This is a genomic window from Pseudomonas sp. SJZ103 (assembly GCF_007828335.1).
Classification (GTDB): domain Bacteria; phylum Pseudomonadota; class Gammaproteobacteria; order Pseudomonadales; family Pseudomonadaceae; genus Aquipseudomonas.
In genome coordinates this window covers 79,012-94,749 of record NZ_VIUN01000001.1, presented here as the reverse complement: position 1 = coordinate 94,749, position 15,738 = coordinate 79,012, and the positions used below count along the sequence as shown (strand labels likewise).

Below are 15,738 nucleotides of genomic sequence, written 5' to 3'. Positions count from 1 at the left end.
CATGAATCTGCAAGACATGTTCAGCGTTGCCAACCTCACGGCGGCCATCAACAAACTCCCGGCCATTCCGGGAAAAGTCGGCGCCATGGGCTTGTTCGACGAGAAAGGCGTCAACAGCACCAGCGTAGTGATCGACGAGCGCGAGGGGCGTCTGGTCCTGGTGCCCAACACGTCACGTAATGAAGATCCTGCGCCGGTGAAAGCAGGTAAACGCAAACGCCGCAGCTTTGAAACCCTGCACCTGCCGATATCTCGGCCTCTTTTGCCAAGCCAACTGCAAGGGGTTGCCGCGTTTGGTCAGGAAGGTGCTGCTGCGCCAGTTGCGACCGTGATCAATGACAACCTGCAGGAGCTGAAAAACAGCATTGAGGCCACCCGCGAGTTCCAACGTGTCGGCGCGCTGCGCGGCAAGCTGCTGGATGCGGACGGCGAAACCATGTTCGACCTGTACAAGGAATTTGAAGTCACTCAGAAGAAAGTGACTGTGGCCCTGAGCAATGCCAGCACCAACGTGCGCAAGGCATGCCTCGACGCCAAGCGCCATTCCGAGTCGAAGCTCGGCGGTGTGATGGTCACCGGTTTTCGTGCGTTGTGCGGGCCGGATTGGTTCGATGCACTGATTGACCATGAGAAGGTCAAGGCCGCATTTGCCAATTATCAGGAAGCCCAGGATCGACTCGGTGGTGATGTGCGCTCTGGGTTCACGTTCGGCGGCATCGAATTTATCGAATACGACGTTACGGTCAGTAGCCAACGGTTTATTCCAACGGATATCGCCCAGGTCTTCCCGTTGGCCCGTGGCGTGTTCCGCATGTTTAACGCACCAGCCAACTACAACGAGACCGTGAACACCCTCGGCCAACCGTTCTACAGCAAGGCCGAGCCACGTCGGTTGGGTAAAGGCTGGGACCTGGAAGCTCAGGGCAACCCATTGGCCATGTGCTTGTTCCCTGAAGCCTTGGTCGAGATGAAGTTGGGCTGACCTATGCGCTACTGCACTCGCACTGACGTCAGCAACGCCATTCCTGAGCGCACGCTGATTCAGCTATCCAATGATGATCCGGCGGCTGAAACCCCCAACGAGTCTGTCATCGAGGACGGCGTACGCCAGGCAGAGGAGTTGGTCGACGGTTACCTACGTGGCCGCTACAACCTGCCCCTTGATCCGGTGCCGACGGTGTTGCGGGATGCGGCGGTGTACCTGGCACGGCACTGGCTGTATCAGCGTCGGCCCGAAGGCATGGTGCCAGATGCGGTCAAGGACAGCCGCAAGGACACCATTAAGCTGCTGGAAAGCATCCGCGACGGCGTAGTGACCCTGGGTATGCCGACCGGCCAAGCCGCGCCAGAGCCTGGTGAGATCAGGGTCCGGGCGCGTCGCCCTCAATTCACGAATGACCACTGGGAACGTTACTGATGAGCCAGCCCAGGGCAAAAACACAAACCGAGCAGCTGCTGGACGCTTTTGTAGCGCGGTTGAAAAAGGACTTTGACCGCGAGTTGGCCATTGAGCTGTTCCCCGAGAACCCGGCCCAGTACCGACTCAACCATGCGTGTGGCGCGATCCTGGTGGCCTATGGCAAATCAACGTTCGCGGCTTCGGAGTCCACTGACGCGGTGTTCCAGGCGCGCAGCATGAGCTTTCAACTGACGCTGGTGTTTCGCCAGCTGCATGGCACCAGCGGCGCGATCAGCTACCTGGACCGGATTCGTGAATGCCTGACTGGCTGGAAACCGCCGCACTGCGACATGACGTGTCGGCCAACCGCCGAGAACTTTATCGGCCAGGTGCAGGGACTTTGGCAATACGGCCTGAGCATCGCCACTCGCGCCGTGCAACTACAAAGTATGGGCCTTGAAGACGGCCCGCCACTTAGAAAAATCCGCTTCGAGGAACTCCCATGACATTGACCCGATACCGCTACACCGGTCCCCAGAGCTGCGCCTCATTGCGCGTTGGCGAATCGCGTGAGCTGCTCGAGGTGCAACTGTTACCCGGCCAACAGGTTGAGCTGCCCGATGATCACGAATACACCTTGGTGCTGCTGGAGCTGAAGCACCTGGTGCTTCTGCCTACGACATCTGCCGAAAAGAAAGGAGCAAAAGCCAATGCCAGCTAACTATCTACACGGCATCGAGACTATCGAAGTCGAACGCGGCCCTCGGGCTATTCGCGTGGTCAAGTCTGCGGTCATCGCTTTGGTCGGTACCGCGCCAACTGGGCCGATCAACGAGCTGACGCTGTCGCAGACCGAAGTGGACGACGCCCAGTTTGGTGCGGATCTGGAAGGTTTCAGCATTGCTGAAGCGCTTGCAGGCATCCATGCGTTCGGCGCCGGGACTGTGCTGGTAGTCAACGTGCTTGATCCGGCCATCCATCGCACTAATGTCGCAGGCCAGGCTCGCCAGTTCGGTGACAACGACCTGCTGCAACTGCAGCACGGTGCGTTGCAAACACTGGTGTTGAAGTCCGAAGACGGCGCCACCTCCTATGTGCCTGATACCGATTACTCTGTAGACCTCATGGTGGGTCACGTCTCACGGTTGCCGTCGGGTGCCATTCCTGCCGCTGCCAAGGTCAAGGCTGACTACACCCATACTGACCCGAGCAAGGTCACTCCGGCTGATATCATCGGTTCGGTGACCCTGGCCGGTCGGCGCACGGGTCTGAAGGCGTTCCCGGACAGCTACAACTTGTTTGGCTTCTTCCCCAAAGTCTTCATCGCTCCAGGGTTCAGTACTTTGAGTTCAGTGGGCGCGGAGCTGATCGCCTCTGCAACACAACTGGGCGGCGTTGCCTACATTGATGCTCCCATCGGCAGCACCGTACAGCAAGTCATCGCGGGGCGCGGGCCACTTGGCGTGATCAACTTCAACACCAGCAGCGACCGAGCGCGCCTGTGTTATCCCCACGTGAAAGTCTATAACGCACGTACCAACAGTGACCGACTGCAGCCTCTGTCGATCCGTGCCGCAGGGCTTCGGGCAAAGGTCGATAACGACAAGGGCTACTGGTGGTCCAGCTCCAACCAGGAGCTGGTTGGGGTCATCGGTCTGGAGCGACCACTGACAGCACGGGTCGATGATGCAAACAGCGAAGTCAACTTGCTCAATGAAAACGGCGTGACGACCGTGTTCAATTCGTTCGGTACCGGCCTGCGTCTCTGGGGCAACCGAACGGCGGCATGGCCCACCGTGACCCATATGCGCAACTTCGAAAACGTGCGCCGGACCAAGGACGTGGCCGACGAATCGATTCGCTATAGCTCATTGCAGTTCGTTGATATGCCGATCACCAACTCGCTGATCGACAGCCTGACTGAAAGCGTCAACCAGTTCTTCCGCAAGCTGATCGGCGACGAAGCCCTGCTCGGCGGCGAGTGCTGGTATGACCCGACACGCAACCCGCAAACGCAGATCGAACTGGGCAACCTGTTGCTCAACTACAAGCTCACCGTGCCGGTGCCTTTTGAACGCGGCACCTTCGAAACCGAAATCACCGGGGAATACCTGGTCAAACTGGGAGCCGAATAAATGGCAGGCTTTAGCGCGCACCGGATCGCCAATGCGAACGTGTACCTGGACGGCAACAGCTTCTTCGCCAAGTGCGAGGAGATTGACCTAGGTACGGTCAAGTCCGTGATGTCGGACTTCCAGGGGCTGGGCCTGGTCGGCCTTATTGAGTTGCCCGATGGCATCGACAAACTTGAAGGGAAAATCGTCTGGAACAGCCTTTATTACGACGCTGCGAAGAAGCTGGCCACCCCGTTCAAGAGTGTTCAGTTGCAGTGCCGTTCGAACGTCCAGGTGTTCAACAGCGCGGGCATGGTAGATGAAATTCCGCTGGTCACTTTGATGACGGTGACATTTAAGGAATATGCCCTGGGCAGCTACAAGCCACGTGATCCGAGCAAATTTGAAACACCGTTTTCGGCCACTTACGTGCGCCAGTTGCTGAACGGTGAAGAAATTGTGCTGCTGGACTACCTGTCCAATATCTTCCGCGTTGGCGGTGAGGATCAGTTCTCTAAATTCCGAAAAAATATTGGTCAGGCGTAGCTACGACTTTGCGAAATCCATGGCGGCTTTTGCGCCAAACACTACGGCCTTGCTCAACAACTCACCGGCTAGCTCTTTGACCTTTCCTTTGACACTGTCCTTGGTGGCACTGACCAATTGGTCGCCCAAGGACGGGCTTTTAATTTCTAGGTTGGCAGGCATGGCGTTGAGAATTTCCAAGGTGCTTGCGGTCAAAACACAGTCCCGAACTGTACCTCCGCTCAGCGTGCTGCCTTTCCTGAGGTATCCGTGGTAGTCCAGCCACGAAATGGTCGACGTGAAAAACTTAACATATCCGCCCTTCATGAATTCGCTGTCGTCGACCTGCTCGTCGTCATCCACCAACTGTTCAGCGAAATCCTGAACAGACAACTCCACCGGAACAGGGAACGTCTCGTAGAGTTTTGCAAAAACAACCCCGACCAGAACGTTGAAGCGCTCGATATTCGTCATCGACATAGTTTATCCCTCAGTTTTTTTGGTGATGCCTCTGACGTACGCGCGTAGGTGAGTACGAGCAGCACTTTCTTCGACTATGCCCCCAGTAAGCGCTGTTGATCGTTGCTCACCATTGGGCAAAAAAACCGTAATCATTTCGCTTGTCACGATGTAAGGCGCGGAATACTCAACGCCCTCGTGTTCAATTGTTACTTCGTCTTCCATCAGGGTCACCATTCGCTGCTATTGCTGTTGCCCGAATCCTCTCTTTAAACCCGATTAAAAGCCAGCGCCTCGGTCAGGAGCGACACTCAGGGCTCTCATAGAGCAACCGATCATTCGATCAACCTGGAGTATCAAACGTGGCCGACCAAATCAGTTTCACCCTCAAATACCCATTCAAATCAGGCACGGGCGATCAGCTCAAATCCTTGCCAATCAAACGCCTCAAACGCAAAGACATTAGTGCAGCCCAGGCGGTAGCTAAGGACGAAGGCGCCATGGAAGACATGCTCTGCGCGAAGATGCTCGGCATCACCCTGGAAGACCTACTGGAATTTGATATCGCTGACTCCAAGTCAGCCACTGAGGTGTTGCGGGAAATGTCCCATGGCCGAGACATTGCTGCATTCCTGGGACGAGGCGCTGCTACTGGTACTGAGGATGCAGCCGTCTGAGATCGACGAGCTGGAGATGGAGCGGTACTGGTTTTGGGTTGATGTCTGTCAGCGGGAGATCAACCGCCGGATTGAGCTTTCCGAGCAAATGAACCGCTGATCAACGCCACCAGGCCAACCACCACTCCCGCCAGCAAGGCGCCGCCCGCTGCAATAGGGGCGGCTGCCAGGGCCAGCAACGGCAAGCCCAGGCAGAACATCAGTACCGCCGCCCACACGGGCAGGTTTGCCAGGCAGAGCCAGGCAAGCCAGATCACACCGACGCCGATGGCCAGTGCATAGAGGGTTTTGGCGGTGAGCAGAGCGGCTTTTTCAAACATGCTTGCAGCGTAGCAAATTATGGCGAATGAAGTCCTGGTCGGGTTAAAGATTGGTGCTGTGGTATCCGGCAGCCTGCACGCCGCGTTTGGCTCGGCTAAGTCCACTGTGCAGCAGCTGGGCCGCGCTACCGATGGCTTGACCACCAAACAGAAGCTGATGGGCACAGAACTGGCGGCGTCCATCGCCAGGGGCGGTACTGGTGTCGAGCGGCTTCGCCGACAATACGACCAAGTCGGCCGCATCATTGAGCAGCTCAAGACCAAGCAGGAGCGCCTCAATACCAGTATTGCCCGTGGCGAAACGCTGAAGAACAAACGCGGGGATCTGCGTGGCCAGGCGATGGAGACCATCGGTACTGGGGTTGCCCTGGGCGCACCTGTAGTGCAGTCGATGCGTACGGCTATCGATTTTCAAGACCAGACTCGTGACATCGCCATTACAGGCGGCTTCGACGAGGCTGAGGAAAAGCGCCTTAGCGATGTAATGCGTGGGGCTGCGTTGAGGTGGAATCAAACTCAAACTGACGTAGCCAAAGGGACTGGCGTCTTGATCGCGGGGGGCATATCAAACGCAAAGGAACTCGCAAATTACGCTCCAGTAATGGCCAAGACCGCAACCGCGACCCGAGCCAGCATGGACGACCTCGGCTCTGTAGCTATCGCACTGAACGATAACCTGGGTATTGGCGCCGCTGGCTTAGAGCGTTCAATGAACATGCTGGCGTTTGCCGGAAAAAGCGGCCAGTTTGAACTTGCGGACATGGCAAAATGGTTGCCACAGTTGACACCTCAGTTCGCTGCGCTGGGGGTTACAGGCGAACGAGCTGTTGCTGAAATCGGGGCGTCACTGCAAATAGCCCGGCGTGGAGCAGGCACGAATGATGAGGCCGCTAACAACTTCAAAAACTTCCTTTCGAAGATAACCGCCCCCGACTCGATTAAGGCCTTTGAAAAGGCGGGCATTGATCTTAAAAGCAGTATGAAAAACTTAGTCAGCGAAGGTTTTTCACCCGCTGAAGCAATGATCAAGATATTGACGGTACATCTCGGAAAGAAAGCGCCCGCAGCTGCTGCAGAATATGGAAAGGCGCTTGATCTAAAGGACGATCAGGAAAAGCAGGTCGCCCTAGCTCGGTTGGATGAAGCCTACAAACTCGGAGAACTGTTTGCTGATCAACAGGTGCTTTCGTTTGTTCGTCCTGCCCTCGCAAACCAAAAAGACCTTGGCAGTATCAAGGCTGGTAGTAAGGATGCTGCGGATAAAGGTGTACTGGATGAGGACTGGAATAAGCGAATGGGCAGCTCTAAAGAGCAGCTGAAAAGCTTAAGGAACAATCTCTCAGACATAGGTATTTCGGTAGGTAATGCGTTGTTACCTGCCTTGGTAGATGTTACCAAGGCTCTGGTGCCGTTGATGGCATCGTTCTCCACTTGGGCAACCGAAAACCCCGGCATCATCAAGGGGGTTGTCGGCCTCGTCGGCGGTCTGCTTGTGGGCAAACTGGCCTTTATTGGTCTCGCCTACGGCGCCAACCTGGTGATGTCGCCATTCGTGGCCATGTCCACCACCATCACCACGGTATCTGCCAAATGGACCTTGCTGCGTGGCATGTGGCAGATGGGCAAGTTCGCGCCCCTGGTCAGCGGCCTGACCCGTATTGGCAGCGGCTTGCTCACAGTTGCCCGGTACAGCGGCCTGTTCTTGCGTGGCGTCACTATGGCCCTCGGCGCACCGTTGATGATGGTGGCGCGTGGTGGTTTGTTCCTGGGCAAGATCCTCGGCGGAACATTGCTGTTCGGTTTGAAGCTCGCCGGGCAAGCCGTCCTCTGGTTGGGCCGAGCCTTGCTGATGAACCCAATCGGCTTGTTGATCACCGGCATTGCCCTCGGAGCTTATTTGATTTACCGCTACTGGGAGCCCATAAAGGGCTTCTTCAGCGGCTTGTGGACCGAGATCAAAGCTGGCTTCAACGGCGGACTGTCCGGCATCACCAGTTTGATCTTGGACTTCTCTCCGCTCGGGCTGTTCTACCGCGCCTTTGCTGGCGTGATGAGCTACTTCGGGATTGAGCTACCCGGCAAGTTCAGTGAGTTCGGCGGCATGCTGGTGACAGGGCTGGTCAGCGGCATCAGCAATATGGCCGGGGCGCTGAAGGATAGCGTGGTAGGCATCGGATCCTCGGTGAAAGGCTGGTTTACCGAAACCCTCGGCATCCAGTCGCCCAGCCGTGTGTTCATGGGGTATGGGGCGAACATCAGCGAAGGCGCCGCCATTGGCATCACCTCGCAATCCGACCTGGTGCGCAGGGCCGCCTTGGGAATGGCAACACAGTCTAAGGTCGACATGCTGCCGCCCAACCCGGCTGATGTGTCCAGGGCGAGCATGATGGGAGGCTTTGCAGGAGCGGGTCAAGGGACTGCACCTGGTGCGAGTGTTCAGCCTACTTACCACTTCTCTCCGCAGATCAACGTGCCCGGTGGTTCTGATGTACGCGACCAGGTAGGACTGGCTCTGCAGGCAGGTTATGCCGATTGGGTCAAATTTATGGAGCGCTACAACCACGATAAACGTCGCCGCAGCTACGGCTCACCTGATGAGGGCTTCGCCTGATGTTCGCGATCCTGGGAGACATTGAGTTCACCGTTGCAGGCGGCATCAGTGGCCTGGAGCAAAGCGGCACCGCTGACTGGGCGGAACATGCTCGTATCCAGGGCAAGCCCTTACTGGAGTGGATTGGCGAAGGCCTGGACGCTTGCAACCTTACGATGGTTTTGCATCCGATGCTGGGTGATCCCGAGGAGCGGCTACGGGCACTGCGTCAGGCCAAGAGCAAGCATGAGCCGCTGGCATTAGTGATGGGCAGCGGCGAGTACTTGGGCGCCTACGTCATCACCGACATCAGTAACACAATGCGACGTGGGACTGCTGTGGGCCAGATCGCCGCCGCAACAGTCCAGGTCAGCCTGAAGGAGTACACCGGAGCGTTTAACCGCAACGTACTCCGACCGGGACTGCTTGACCCTGCGTTGAGTGGAACAGCTGCAGCAGCCATGGGATCGCCGGGGCTGATTTCTAAATTGACTCCGCCAGCCAGCCCCACACAGATGGCTATTGCTCATGCGAAAACGGTGGGCAACGTCTTGCGTGCGGGGATGAACGTGTACGACTCCGTCAAAAGCGGCAGCCCGTCCATGATCCTTGGGCAGGTGCCGCAACTGCTCGGCATCACCGCTCGGGCGATTGAGCCGCTCCAGGGCTTCAAGGGCGCTGCCGGTCTGCTCGATGACGGCGCCGATCTGTCACGGCTGAGCGACAACGTGCTGGGGAGCGTGATGGGCGCTCAATCCAGCCTCAACCCGGTTGACCTGGGCAACATCGCCGACCGCTTCGCCAGCTCCCGCGAGTCTCTTGGACAGGCGGCGGCCACCCTGAATAGCGCCAGCACTCGCCTTGCAGGCCTGGCAGCTCAAGTCCTGACCCGGAGAGCCTGATGTTTATCGCCCATGTAACCACCGAGGGAGAGCGCTGGGATCAGTTAGCCTGGCGCTACTACGGTGACGCTCACCGCTATTTGCCCATTGTCGAAGCAAACGCCCATGTGCCCATCACCGCTGCGCTTCCAGCTGGATTGACACTGGCAATCCCTATGCTGGAACCCGTGACGTCGACCGAGGATCTCCCACCATGGATGCGTTGATTCCCAAGTTGGTACCCGAGGCACGCTTTGTACTCACCTACCAGCAGCGCAATATCACACGTGATGTTAGCGAGCACTTATTATCGTTGACCTACGACGACTTCCTGACGGGGGAAGCTGACAGCCTGGAGGTAGAACTGGAGGATACCGAGGGCAAATGGCGGGACGCCTGGTACCCAGGGCACGGCGATACACTGAAACTGTCCATAGGCTGGGAAGGCGAGCCGTTGCGGGCGGTGGGCAGCTTTGAAATAGATGAGGTCGAATTGAACTGTCCACCGTCGACCATCAGCATTCGTGCCCTTGGCGCAGGCATTCAAACAGCGCTGCGCACCACTGAGCACAAAGCCTACGAAAACATGACGCTGGACGCTGTCGCCAAGCAGATCGCCACCCGTCAAGGGCTGGAGCTTATAGGTCGTATCGAACCGATCAAGCTGGATCGCCTGACTCAACAGGAGTCGGACTTGGCCTTCCTGCGTAACCTGGCTGGCGAGTACGACTATGCCTTCAAGGTGACCGGCAGACGCATGGTGTTCCACGCAATCAGCGACCTGGCCAAGGGCGTGTCGGTGGCCAGTCTGGTGTTAAAAGACCTTGCCAGTGTCCGACTGCGTGACCAGATCACTGTGGTGCCTAAGGCCGTCGAGGTGAAGCACAAAGACCCGGCCAAAAAGCAGTTGATCGCCTACAAGATGGAAAACGGAGAAACCGTAGCCGTGCCCAGCAGCTCCAGCAAGACCACCACCAGTGCCGATACGAAGAAGCAGCATAAGCGCAGCGCCTCGGCAGAAGTCTCCAAAGCGAAGGCTAAAGCTGAGCTGGCCAAAACCAACAGGGAACGCACCACCGGCAGTTGGAGCTGCATTGGACGACCGGACCTGGTGAGCGGCAATGTCGTTACTCTGGTTGCGGCGGGCATGCTCGGTGGTAACTACTTGATCACCGCATCACACCACCGGGTGACCCGCTCTGGTTATACCGTGGATAAAGAGGTCTGCCGCATCTCGGCACCCTTGATCAATCTGACCCTGGCCAATACCAAGCCTGACCTGGCGTTGTCGACCTACGGCATGCAGCATGAAGTGGTGGCCTGATGGGCATTGAGCAGAATACGGTGAGGTCAGTGCCGTGGACTATCCATCCTGCCGCGTGCGGGTCCGCCTGGATGACCGTGATGGCATTGAGAGCTATTGGCTCCACGTGCCCCAGCGCAATACGCAGGGTACAAAGCGCCGTCCGCTGATGCCCGAACTAGGGGAGCAGGTCGCGGTGCTGCTTGATGCCGATGGTGTTGGTGGTGTGTACCTGGGCGGGATCTACTCGACTGCTGAGCCGCCGCCAGTCGTAGACGAAGATACTGATTATGTCCGCTTTAGTGACGGGACGGTTTCAACCTACGACCGTGCAGCTGGGGTCATGACGCTGGATTGTGTGGGGGCATTGCTCGTGAAGTGTGGACGAAACATCACGGTTGAAGCTGGCGGGTCTGTGGTAGTGAAGGCACCTTCCGCGACGTTGAATATTCCGCAGGTCACGTTGAATGGCAACCTGCAGGTTGATGGTGACATTAAGGCAACAGGAGTAATCATGGATGTGGGTGGAAACTCCAGCAACCATAGCCATTAAATGGATCTGCGTTTCCCAGGAGGAGTTAGGTCACGGATTTTCTGAAGCTCGATTTCCTCTGTTATGCAATAGCGGACTGCCATATTCAGTATTCTGAAAAGCGAAAGTGCGACTTCTGGTTCTTCGCTTAAGTTAACGGTTCCTGGGTGTACTGATTCGTTTCCAAAAACGCGAATCGTGTCAAATGCGGTCAATGCCCGCTTGGGAAACCCTAAATCAACCAGCTCTCCTATCTGACTGTGAATACTTCCCTCCTTTTGCAAAAGCCGCTGACACAGTTTCTGTACGCACAACCGTAGTAAGGCAGCAGCGGCACGAGGTGATTGATTGAACACCTGCCGCGCCTCTTCGTAGTCCACTTTTATATCTGCTGGCATATCTGCTTCAGCCGCTGGAGCAGTTGAGATGTTCGGATATGCAAGCACATAGTTCATTTTTAGCTCAGAAAATGGGCTTTCGTCCTCGCCTGTTTCCGAAACCCAGAGGCTGTACAGCTCACAACCCTGACATACAGCCCTTATGGTGAACTTTGTAGGGTATGACTCCGATGTTAGATATTCCCATGTCATTGAGGAGTAGGCGCTGCAATGTGGGCAACTGAAGCTAGGAGCCTCGAAAATAGCTGGTTGGTAATGTTGGCTCATGGACAGGGCTCACTGAATTGAGGATTTATTTGTGGATCCTTTATAACTGAGCGCCTCTTTAAACTCGATTAAAAGCTACGGGTCGCTGATTTACTCATCATGGGCTCATGACGACGCCCACTCCCTACACCAGCATCACCGCCGCTCACTGGCAGCCCGCCCTCGGTACATCCGGCGAGGTGGTCGAGGGCCTGCGCGACATTGACCAGGCTATCCGTATCATCCTCACCACGCCCAAGGGCAGTGACGCCCACCGACCTGAGTTCGGTAGCGATCTTCACCTATATATCGACTGGCCCACAAACCGAGTCACCCCGCACCTGGTGCGTGAAGGCGTCGATGCCATTCGCCGTTGGGAAACCCGCGTTACTGTCGTCCAGGTACAGGTCAGCATCGACGCCGAACATGTCACCTTGCGAGTGCAATGGCGAGTGGCCGACGGTGTACCTCAGCTGACCGAGGTGCCTTATGCGCGAGCTGCCTAAACCCGAATTCGTCAAGATCGACCCTGCGGCTACTGAGGCCGAGTTGATTGCCAGCTACGAGCTGGAGTCCGGCAAGTCGCTGTTTCCTGCCCAGATCGAGCGCCTTTTCCTTAACCAGGTGGCCTATTCGGAAACCCGCATTAAGGCTGCGATCCAAAATGCTGGGGAGAAGCTCCTCGTGCGCTTCAGCGGTGGGCCAATCCTTGATTACCTGGGCGACCTGGTTGGTACTCCACGCCTGTTGGCCGTTGGCGCAGTCTGCTCCTTCCTGTTCGTTGCATCGCAGGCTCAGTCGCAGGATCGCTTGATCCCGACAGGCACCCGGATCACCACCCAGAACGGTGCCGTGGCTTTCCTCACTCGTCAGGACGCAGTAATCAAGGCTGGAACACTGTCCGTGCAAGTACGTGCTATCTGCGAAACAGTGGGCGTGATTGGTAATGGCTGGGCTATCGGCCAGATAAACACCCTGGTCGGCCAGCCTTTCCCAGGGCTTGCCGCGAACAACGACACCGTCCCTGCAGACGGAGTAGAGGACGAGTCTGATGATCACTACAAAGAGCGCATCATCCTTGCACCTGAGGCTTACACCACAGCAGGCAGTCGCGGTGCCTACCGGTACCACGCACTGTCAGTTCACCAGTCCATAATTGATGTGGCAGTGCGTGGTCCCGACGACGGCCTGCCAGATGGTGAGGTTGCGATTCACCCGCTGACTGAAACAGGTATGCCCACGGCGAACCTCCTGGAACAGGTCGAAAGCTATCTGAGTGGCGAAAAGCTACGCCCTTTGTGTGACACGGTACGAGTACAGATGCCGGACCGGATCGACTGGCGTATCAGATCGTATATCACCCTGTACTCCTGGGCCGACAAGGAACCGACACTGGCGGCGGTGAAAAAGGCTGCCGAGACTTACGCCCAGGAGCTGCGTGTGGGGCTCGGCATCGACATCGTACCTGAGCAGCTCAACGCCAGACTTCAAGTCATGGGCGTATACCGCTCGGCTCTGGAGCTACCGGCTAACACGCTGGACCTGCAGCGTCATGGATGGGCGGATTGCTCCGGCGTAGAGATCCTTTATGCGGGCTCCGTTGATGGCTGACCTAACTTTACCGCCCGCCCTGGCAGGTGATGAGCGCTTTGCGCTGCTATGCAAGATGCTTGCAGAGCGCCATGCCAGCATTGATCTGACTCCGATGCTGGTCTACCTCGTCGACCTGGTCAAGGCACCCTTGCTGCCTGTGTTGGCCGACCAGTTCAGCCTGCTCGATGAGGCGGTTTGGATGCTGGCTGAGTCGGAGGATGCTCGCAGGAACCTGATCAAAAACGCGGTCGAGCTGCATCGCTACAAGGGTACGCCCTGGGCGATTCGGGAAATCATTCGCTTGCTGGGTTTCGGTGAGGTCCAACTGCAGGAAGGGCTCGGCGGACGCACTTACGACGGCAGCATCACCTTCGACGGGCTTTATGTATATGGCGACTCCCGTGCTTGGGCTGCCTATCGCGTGATCTTCAATGACCCGATCACCAATGACCAGGCGGACCTTATCCGCCGCATGTTGTCCTCCATCGCGCCCGCAGGGCGCCGTCTTGCCTCGCTTGAATATCAAGCTGTGGCCATCCGCTACAACGGCGCCGCTCGCTACGACGGGCTGTATAACCATGGGAGCAGTGTTTGATGGCTAACTTGCCTGAAGCAGAAGATTTTTCAGAAGGCACGTATCAGATCGAGACTTCTGATCGCGTAATTGGTGGCCCTGGCGGAACTGCTAACAAACAAGCAGAGCAGCTAGGTAATCGAACTGCTTGGCTGAGAGCCGCGCTGGATAAAATTGTCAGCGGTACGACCTCTGTGGGTAAGGCCACGCAATTAGCCAACTCAAGGGTCTTGAAGTTCAAGGGGGCACTCAGCGGTAGCGGCTCATATGACGGCAGCGCCGACACCGAGATAACGCTGACACTTGCAGACAGCGGCTTTGCTGCAGGTAGCTACACCAAGGTGACTACCAATGCCAAAGGGTTGGTTGTAAGCGGAGAAAATCCGACAACTCTCGACGGTATTGGGATTACTGATGCTGTCCGTTCAAGCGCTACGGAGGTCTTCGGAAAGGTATCCGATTTGGCTGATAGCTGTTTTGTAATCCTGACCGACAAGACCACCGACAAGCCAGCAGCCATTTCTTATGGCGCTGGTCTGCATATCAAATATCCCGGCTTTAAACAGGGGTTTGAACTGGTCAGCGGCATTACTAACGAGTGGTTCGGTGTTCGGCGCGTGCTTGAGGATGGCACGGGAGTCTATCGAAAGGTTTGGACCGACGCGGACTTCAGCCCACAGACTTATGCCCCTCTCGCTAGTCCGGACCTGTCAGGAACACCACGGGCCCCCACCGCCACTGTTGGGACGAATACAGAGCAAATTGCGAATACCGCATTTGTGCAGGCCGCCATTGCTGCATTGGTCAATGCTGCTCCGGGCGCACTGAATGACCTCAATGAACTGGCGACTGCGATTGGCAACGACCCTAATTTTGCAGCCACCATAATGAACGCGCTTTCAACTAAAGCGCCGCTGGCGAGCCCTCTGCTTTCTGGAAAGCCAAAAGCACCTACACCGGGTGCTGACGCCGACAGCGACCAGATTGCCAACGTGGAATATGCCAAGGGCATTCGCTCGGCTGTAGAGGGTGGAGTATCCGAGGCTCTGAACACACTCGCCAAGCTGGCTGGTGCTCTCGCGCTAAAAGCACCGCTGGACAGCGCTTTGCTGTCAGGCAAACCGAAAGCCCCAACCGCTCCTTTGTTCGGTGAGGGGTCCAACAATGAGCAAATCGCCAACACCCGGTTTGTTCAAAGCTTGTTGGCGGCCCTATTTCCAAAGCGCGTTTTTTTGGCAAATGACTTCATTCGTATTCCCGATACGCCGGGAGGGTTCATTATTCAGTTCGGCAGTGCAGTGGTAGCTCCCGAGGGTACTACTGACGTGACACTGCCTATTTCCTTCAACAATATCCGGGGGGCTATCGCAGGGATGGGTGTATCGGGATGGAACACCAATGGTAACTACAGCGCGTATGCGGGTCTTAAATCTCAATCAGTCATCACTCTAACTCAAGACGTTTCCAGCACCAGTGGCGCGGGTAATCAGACTCTGTATTACTTGGCATGGGGTAATTGAAGATGCGCTTTTTTTACTGCTACGAGTCAGCGGGTTGGTTTAGCCCTGAGTACAACGAAGTCATTCCAGCCGATGCTGTCGAGGTTGATCAGGACGAGCGTCAAGCCTTGTTCGCGGGGATTGAGACGGGCCTCATCGTTGTGAAGGGCCAAGGCGGAAGGCCAGAGCTTGCTGAGCGCCCTGGCCCATCCGATGAACAGCTTAAGGCGCGTGAGCGGGTCTGGCGTGACGCGCAACTGGTCAAGACTGATCCGTTGGTGATGCGCCATCGAGATGAACTGGAAATGGGAGTTGCTACCACTCTGTCAACCGAACACTACGGCCAGTTGCTGACTTATCGTAACGAGCTGCGTAAATGGCCGGAGTTGCAGAGGTTTCCGACCACTGATAATCGGCCTCAAAACCCAGGCTGGTTGAAGTGATATGGGAGTGGACTAAGAGAACACTAGGGCGCGAATTTCGCGCTCTGCGGCACTGAAGCAGAGATGCAAAGTTGAAAGGAGGGCAGTCGGCCAAGGTGTTACAGCACTTCAGCCAACTGCCAACTCGCAGAACCAGCCTGCAAGCCAGCCAAGGCCCTCCCGCTCACGTGAGCGACGGGGAGCCT

The 15,738-nt window shown here is 56.8% G+C and carries 21 protein-coding genes; 17 read left to right on the top strand and 4 right to left on the bottom strand.

The window, feature by feature from the left end; genetic code table 11:
* The first annotated feature begins 1 nt into the window (after position 1).
* From FBY10_RS00480 to FBY10_RS00455, 6 genes are read left to right on the top strand one after another with little or no spacing between them, the layout of a single operon-like run.
* Entirely contained in the window at positions 2-982 is a 981-nt protein-coding gene (locus FBY10_RS00480) for a major capsid protein (RefSeq protein WP_145335516.1), read from the top strand.
* Between the two features lie 3 nt (positions 983-985).
* On the top strand, positions 986-1,417 hold the full coding sequence (locus FBY10_RS00475) for a gp436 family protein (protein ID WP_145335518.1): 432 nt from the start codon (positions 986-988) through the stop codon (positions 1,415-1,417).
* Positions 1,417-1,905, top strand: a complete 489-nt coding sequence (locus tag FBY10_RS00470) for a Gp37 family protein (protein WP_145335520.1) — start codon at positions 1,417-1,419, stop codon at positions 1,903-1,905. Before FBY10_RS00475 ends, FBY10_RS00470 begins: the two co-directional genes overlap by 1 nt.
* The gene (locus tag FBY10_RS00465) at positions 1,902-2,120 is read left to right on the top strand and encodes a hypothetical protein (protein ID WP_145335522.1); all 219 of its coding nucleotides are present in this window, start codon (positions 1,902-1,904) and stop codon (positions 2,118-2,120) included. The genes FBY10_RS00470 and FBY10_RS00465 overlap by 4 nt, the downstream gene beginning before the upstream one ends.
* A complete protein-coding gene (locus FBY10_RS00460; protein WP_145335524.1) occupies positions 2,110-3,534 on the top strand; it encodes a phage tail sheath subtilisin-like domain-containing protein in 1,425 nt (474 codons plus the stop codon). Before FBY10_RS00465 ends, FBY10_RS00460 begins: the two co-directional genes overlap by 11 nt.
* Positions 3,535-4,059 (top strand): phage major tail tube protein, encoded by a 525-nt coding sequence (locus tag FBY10_RS00455; RefSeq protein WP_145335526.1) that lies wholly within the window; start codon positions 3,535-3,537, stop codon positions 4,057-4,059.
* Here FBY10_RS00455 and FBY10_RS00450 read toward each other — a convergent pair whose 3' ends face one another.
* A complete protein-coding gene (locus FBY10_RS00450; protein ID WP_145335528.1) occupies positions 4,060-4,518 on the bottom strand; it encodes a hypothetical protein in 459 nt (152 codons plus the stop codon).
* A gap of 3 nt (positions 4,519-4,521) precedes the next feature.
* Complete coding sequence (locus FBY10_RS00445) at positions 4,522-4,722, bottom strand: hypothetical protein (protein ID WP_145335530.1); 201 nt, start codon at positions 4,720-4,722, stop codon at positions 4,522-4,524.
* A gap of 137 nt (positions 4,723-4,859) precedes the next feature.
* Between FBY10_RS00445 and FBY10_RS00440 the strand changes: the two genes are divergently transcribed.
* Entirely contained in the window at positions 4,860-5,174 is a 315-nt protein-coding gene (locus tag FBY10_RS00440; protein ID WP_145335532.1) for a phage tail assembly protein, read from the top strand.
* A gap of 59 nt (positions 5,175-5,233) precedes the next feature.
* On the opposite strand, the gene FBY10_RS00435 is transcribed toward FBY10_RS00440, so the two are convergent.
* A complete protein-coding gene (locus tag FBY10_RS00435) occupies positions 5,234-5,494 on the bottom strand; it encodes a hypothetical protein (protein ID WP_145335534.1) in 261 nt (86 codons plus the stop codon).
* Between the two features lie 19 nt (positions 5,495-5,513).
* Between FBY10_RS00435 and FBY10_RS00430 the strand changes: the two genes are divergently transcribed.
* The 5 genes from FBY10_RS00430 to FBY10_RS00410 are packed head-to-tail and all read left to right on the top strand — an operon-like array spanning position 5,514 to position 10,821.
* Positions 5,514-8,105, top strand: a complete 2,592-nt coding sequence (locus FBY10_RS00430; RefSeq protein ID WP_145335536.1) for a phage tail tape measure protein — start codon at positions 5,514-5,516, stop codon at positions 8,103-8,105.
* On the top strand, positions 8,105-8,986 hold the full coding sequence (locus tag FBY10_RS00425; protein WP_145335538.1) for a phage tail protein: 882 nt from the start codon (positions 8,105-8,107) through the stop codon (positions 8,984-8,986). Before FBY10_RS00430 ends, FBY10_RS00425 begins: the two co-directional genes overlap by 1 nt.
* Positions 8,986-9,192, top strand: coding sequence for a tail protein X (locus FBY10_RS00420; protein WP_145335540.1), 207 nt, complete (start codon positions 8,986-8,988; stop codon positions 9,190-9,192). Before FBY10_RS00425 ends, FBY10_RS00420 begins: the two co-directional genes overlap by 1 nt.
* Positions 9,180-10,289: a phage late control D family protein gene (locus tag FBY10_RS00415; protein WP_145335543.1), complete on the top strand. Its 1,110-nt coding sequence runs from the start codon at positions 9,180-9,182 to the stop codon at positions 10,287-10,289. Before FBY10_RS00420 ends, FBY10_RS00415 begins: the two co-directional genes overlap by 13 nt.
* Before the next feature lie 34 nt (positions 10,290-10,323).
* Positions 10,324-10,821 carry a phage baseplate assembly protein V gene (locus tag FBY10_RS00410; protein ID WP_145335545.1) on the top strand — a complete coding sequence of 166 codons (498 nt, stop codon included), beginning with the start codon at positions 10,324-10,326 and terminating at the stop codon, positions 10,819-10,821.
* On the opposite strand, the gene FBY10_RS00405 is transcribed toward FBY10_RS00410, so the two are convergent.
* Entirely contained in the window at positions 10,818-11,255 is a 438-nt protein-coding gene (locus FBY10_RS00405) for a DUF4145 domain-containing protein (protein ID WP_178116708.1), read from the bottom strand. The genes FBY10_RS00410 and FBY10_RS00405 overlap by 4 nt on opposite strands.
* A gap of 317 nt (positions 11,256-11,572) precedes the next feature.
* On the opposite strand from FBY10_RS00405, the gene FBY10_RS00400 reads away from it, so the two are divergent.
* Genes FBY10_RS00400 through FBY10_RS00380 form a run of 5 tightly spaced genes read left to right on the top strand, consistent with a single transcriptional unit; the run spans position 11,573 to position 15,553 of the window.
* The gene (locus tag FBY10_RS00400) at positions 11,573-11,950 is read left to right on the top strand and encodes a GPW/gp25 family protein (protein WP_145335549.1); all 378 of its coding nucleotides are present in this window, start codon (positions 11,573-11,575) and stop codon (positions 11,948-11,950) included.
* On the top strand, positions 11,934-13,055 hold the full coding sequence (locus FBY10_RS00395; RefSeq protein ID WP_145335551.1) for a baseplate J/gp47 family protein: 1,122 nt from the start codon (positions 11,934-11,936) through the stop codon (positions 13,053-13,055). Before FBY10_RS00400 ends, FBY10_RS00395 begins: the two co-directional genes overlap by 17 nt.
* Positions 13,048-13,632 (top strand): phage tail protein, encoded by a 585-nt coding sequence (locus FBY10_RS00390; RefSeq protein WP_145335553.1) that lies wholly within the window; start codon positions 13,048-13,050, stop codon positions 13,630-13,632. The genes FBY10_RS00395 and FBY10_RS00390 overlap by 8 nt, the downstream gene beginning before the upstream one ends.
* The gene (locus tag FBY10_RS00385) at positions 13,632-15,131 is read left to right on the top strand and encodes a hypothetical protein (protein WP_145335555.1); all 1,500 of its coding nucleotides are present in this window, start codon (positions 13,632-13,634) and stop codon (positions 15,129-15,131) included. Before FBY10_RS00390 ends, FBY10_RS00385 begins: the two co-directional genes overlap by 1 nt.
* Positions 15,128-15,553 carry a phage tail protein gene (locus tag FBY10_RS00380; RefSeq protein ID WP_371920952.1) on the top strand — a complete coding sequence of 142 codons (426 nt, stop codon included), beginning with the start codon at positions 15,128-15,130 and terminating at the stop codon, positions 15,551-15,553. Before FBY10_RS00385 ends, FBY10_RS00380 begins: the two co-directional genes overlap by 4 nt.
* The last annotated feature ends 185 nt before the right edge of the window (positions 15,554-15,738 follow it).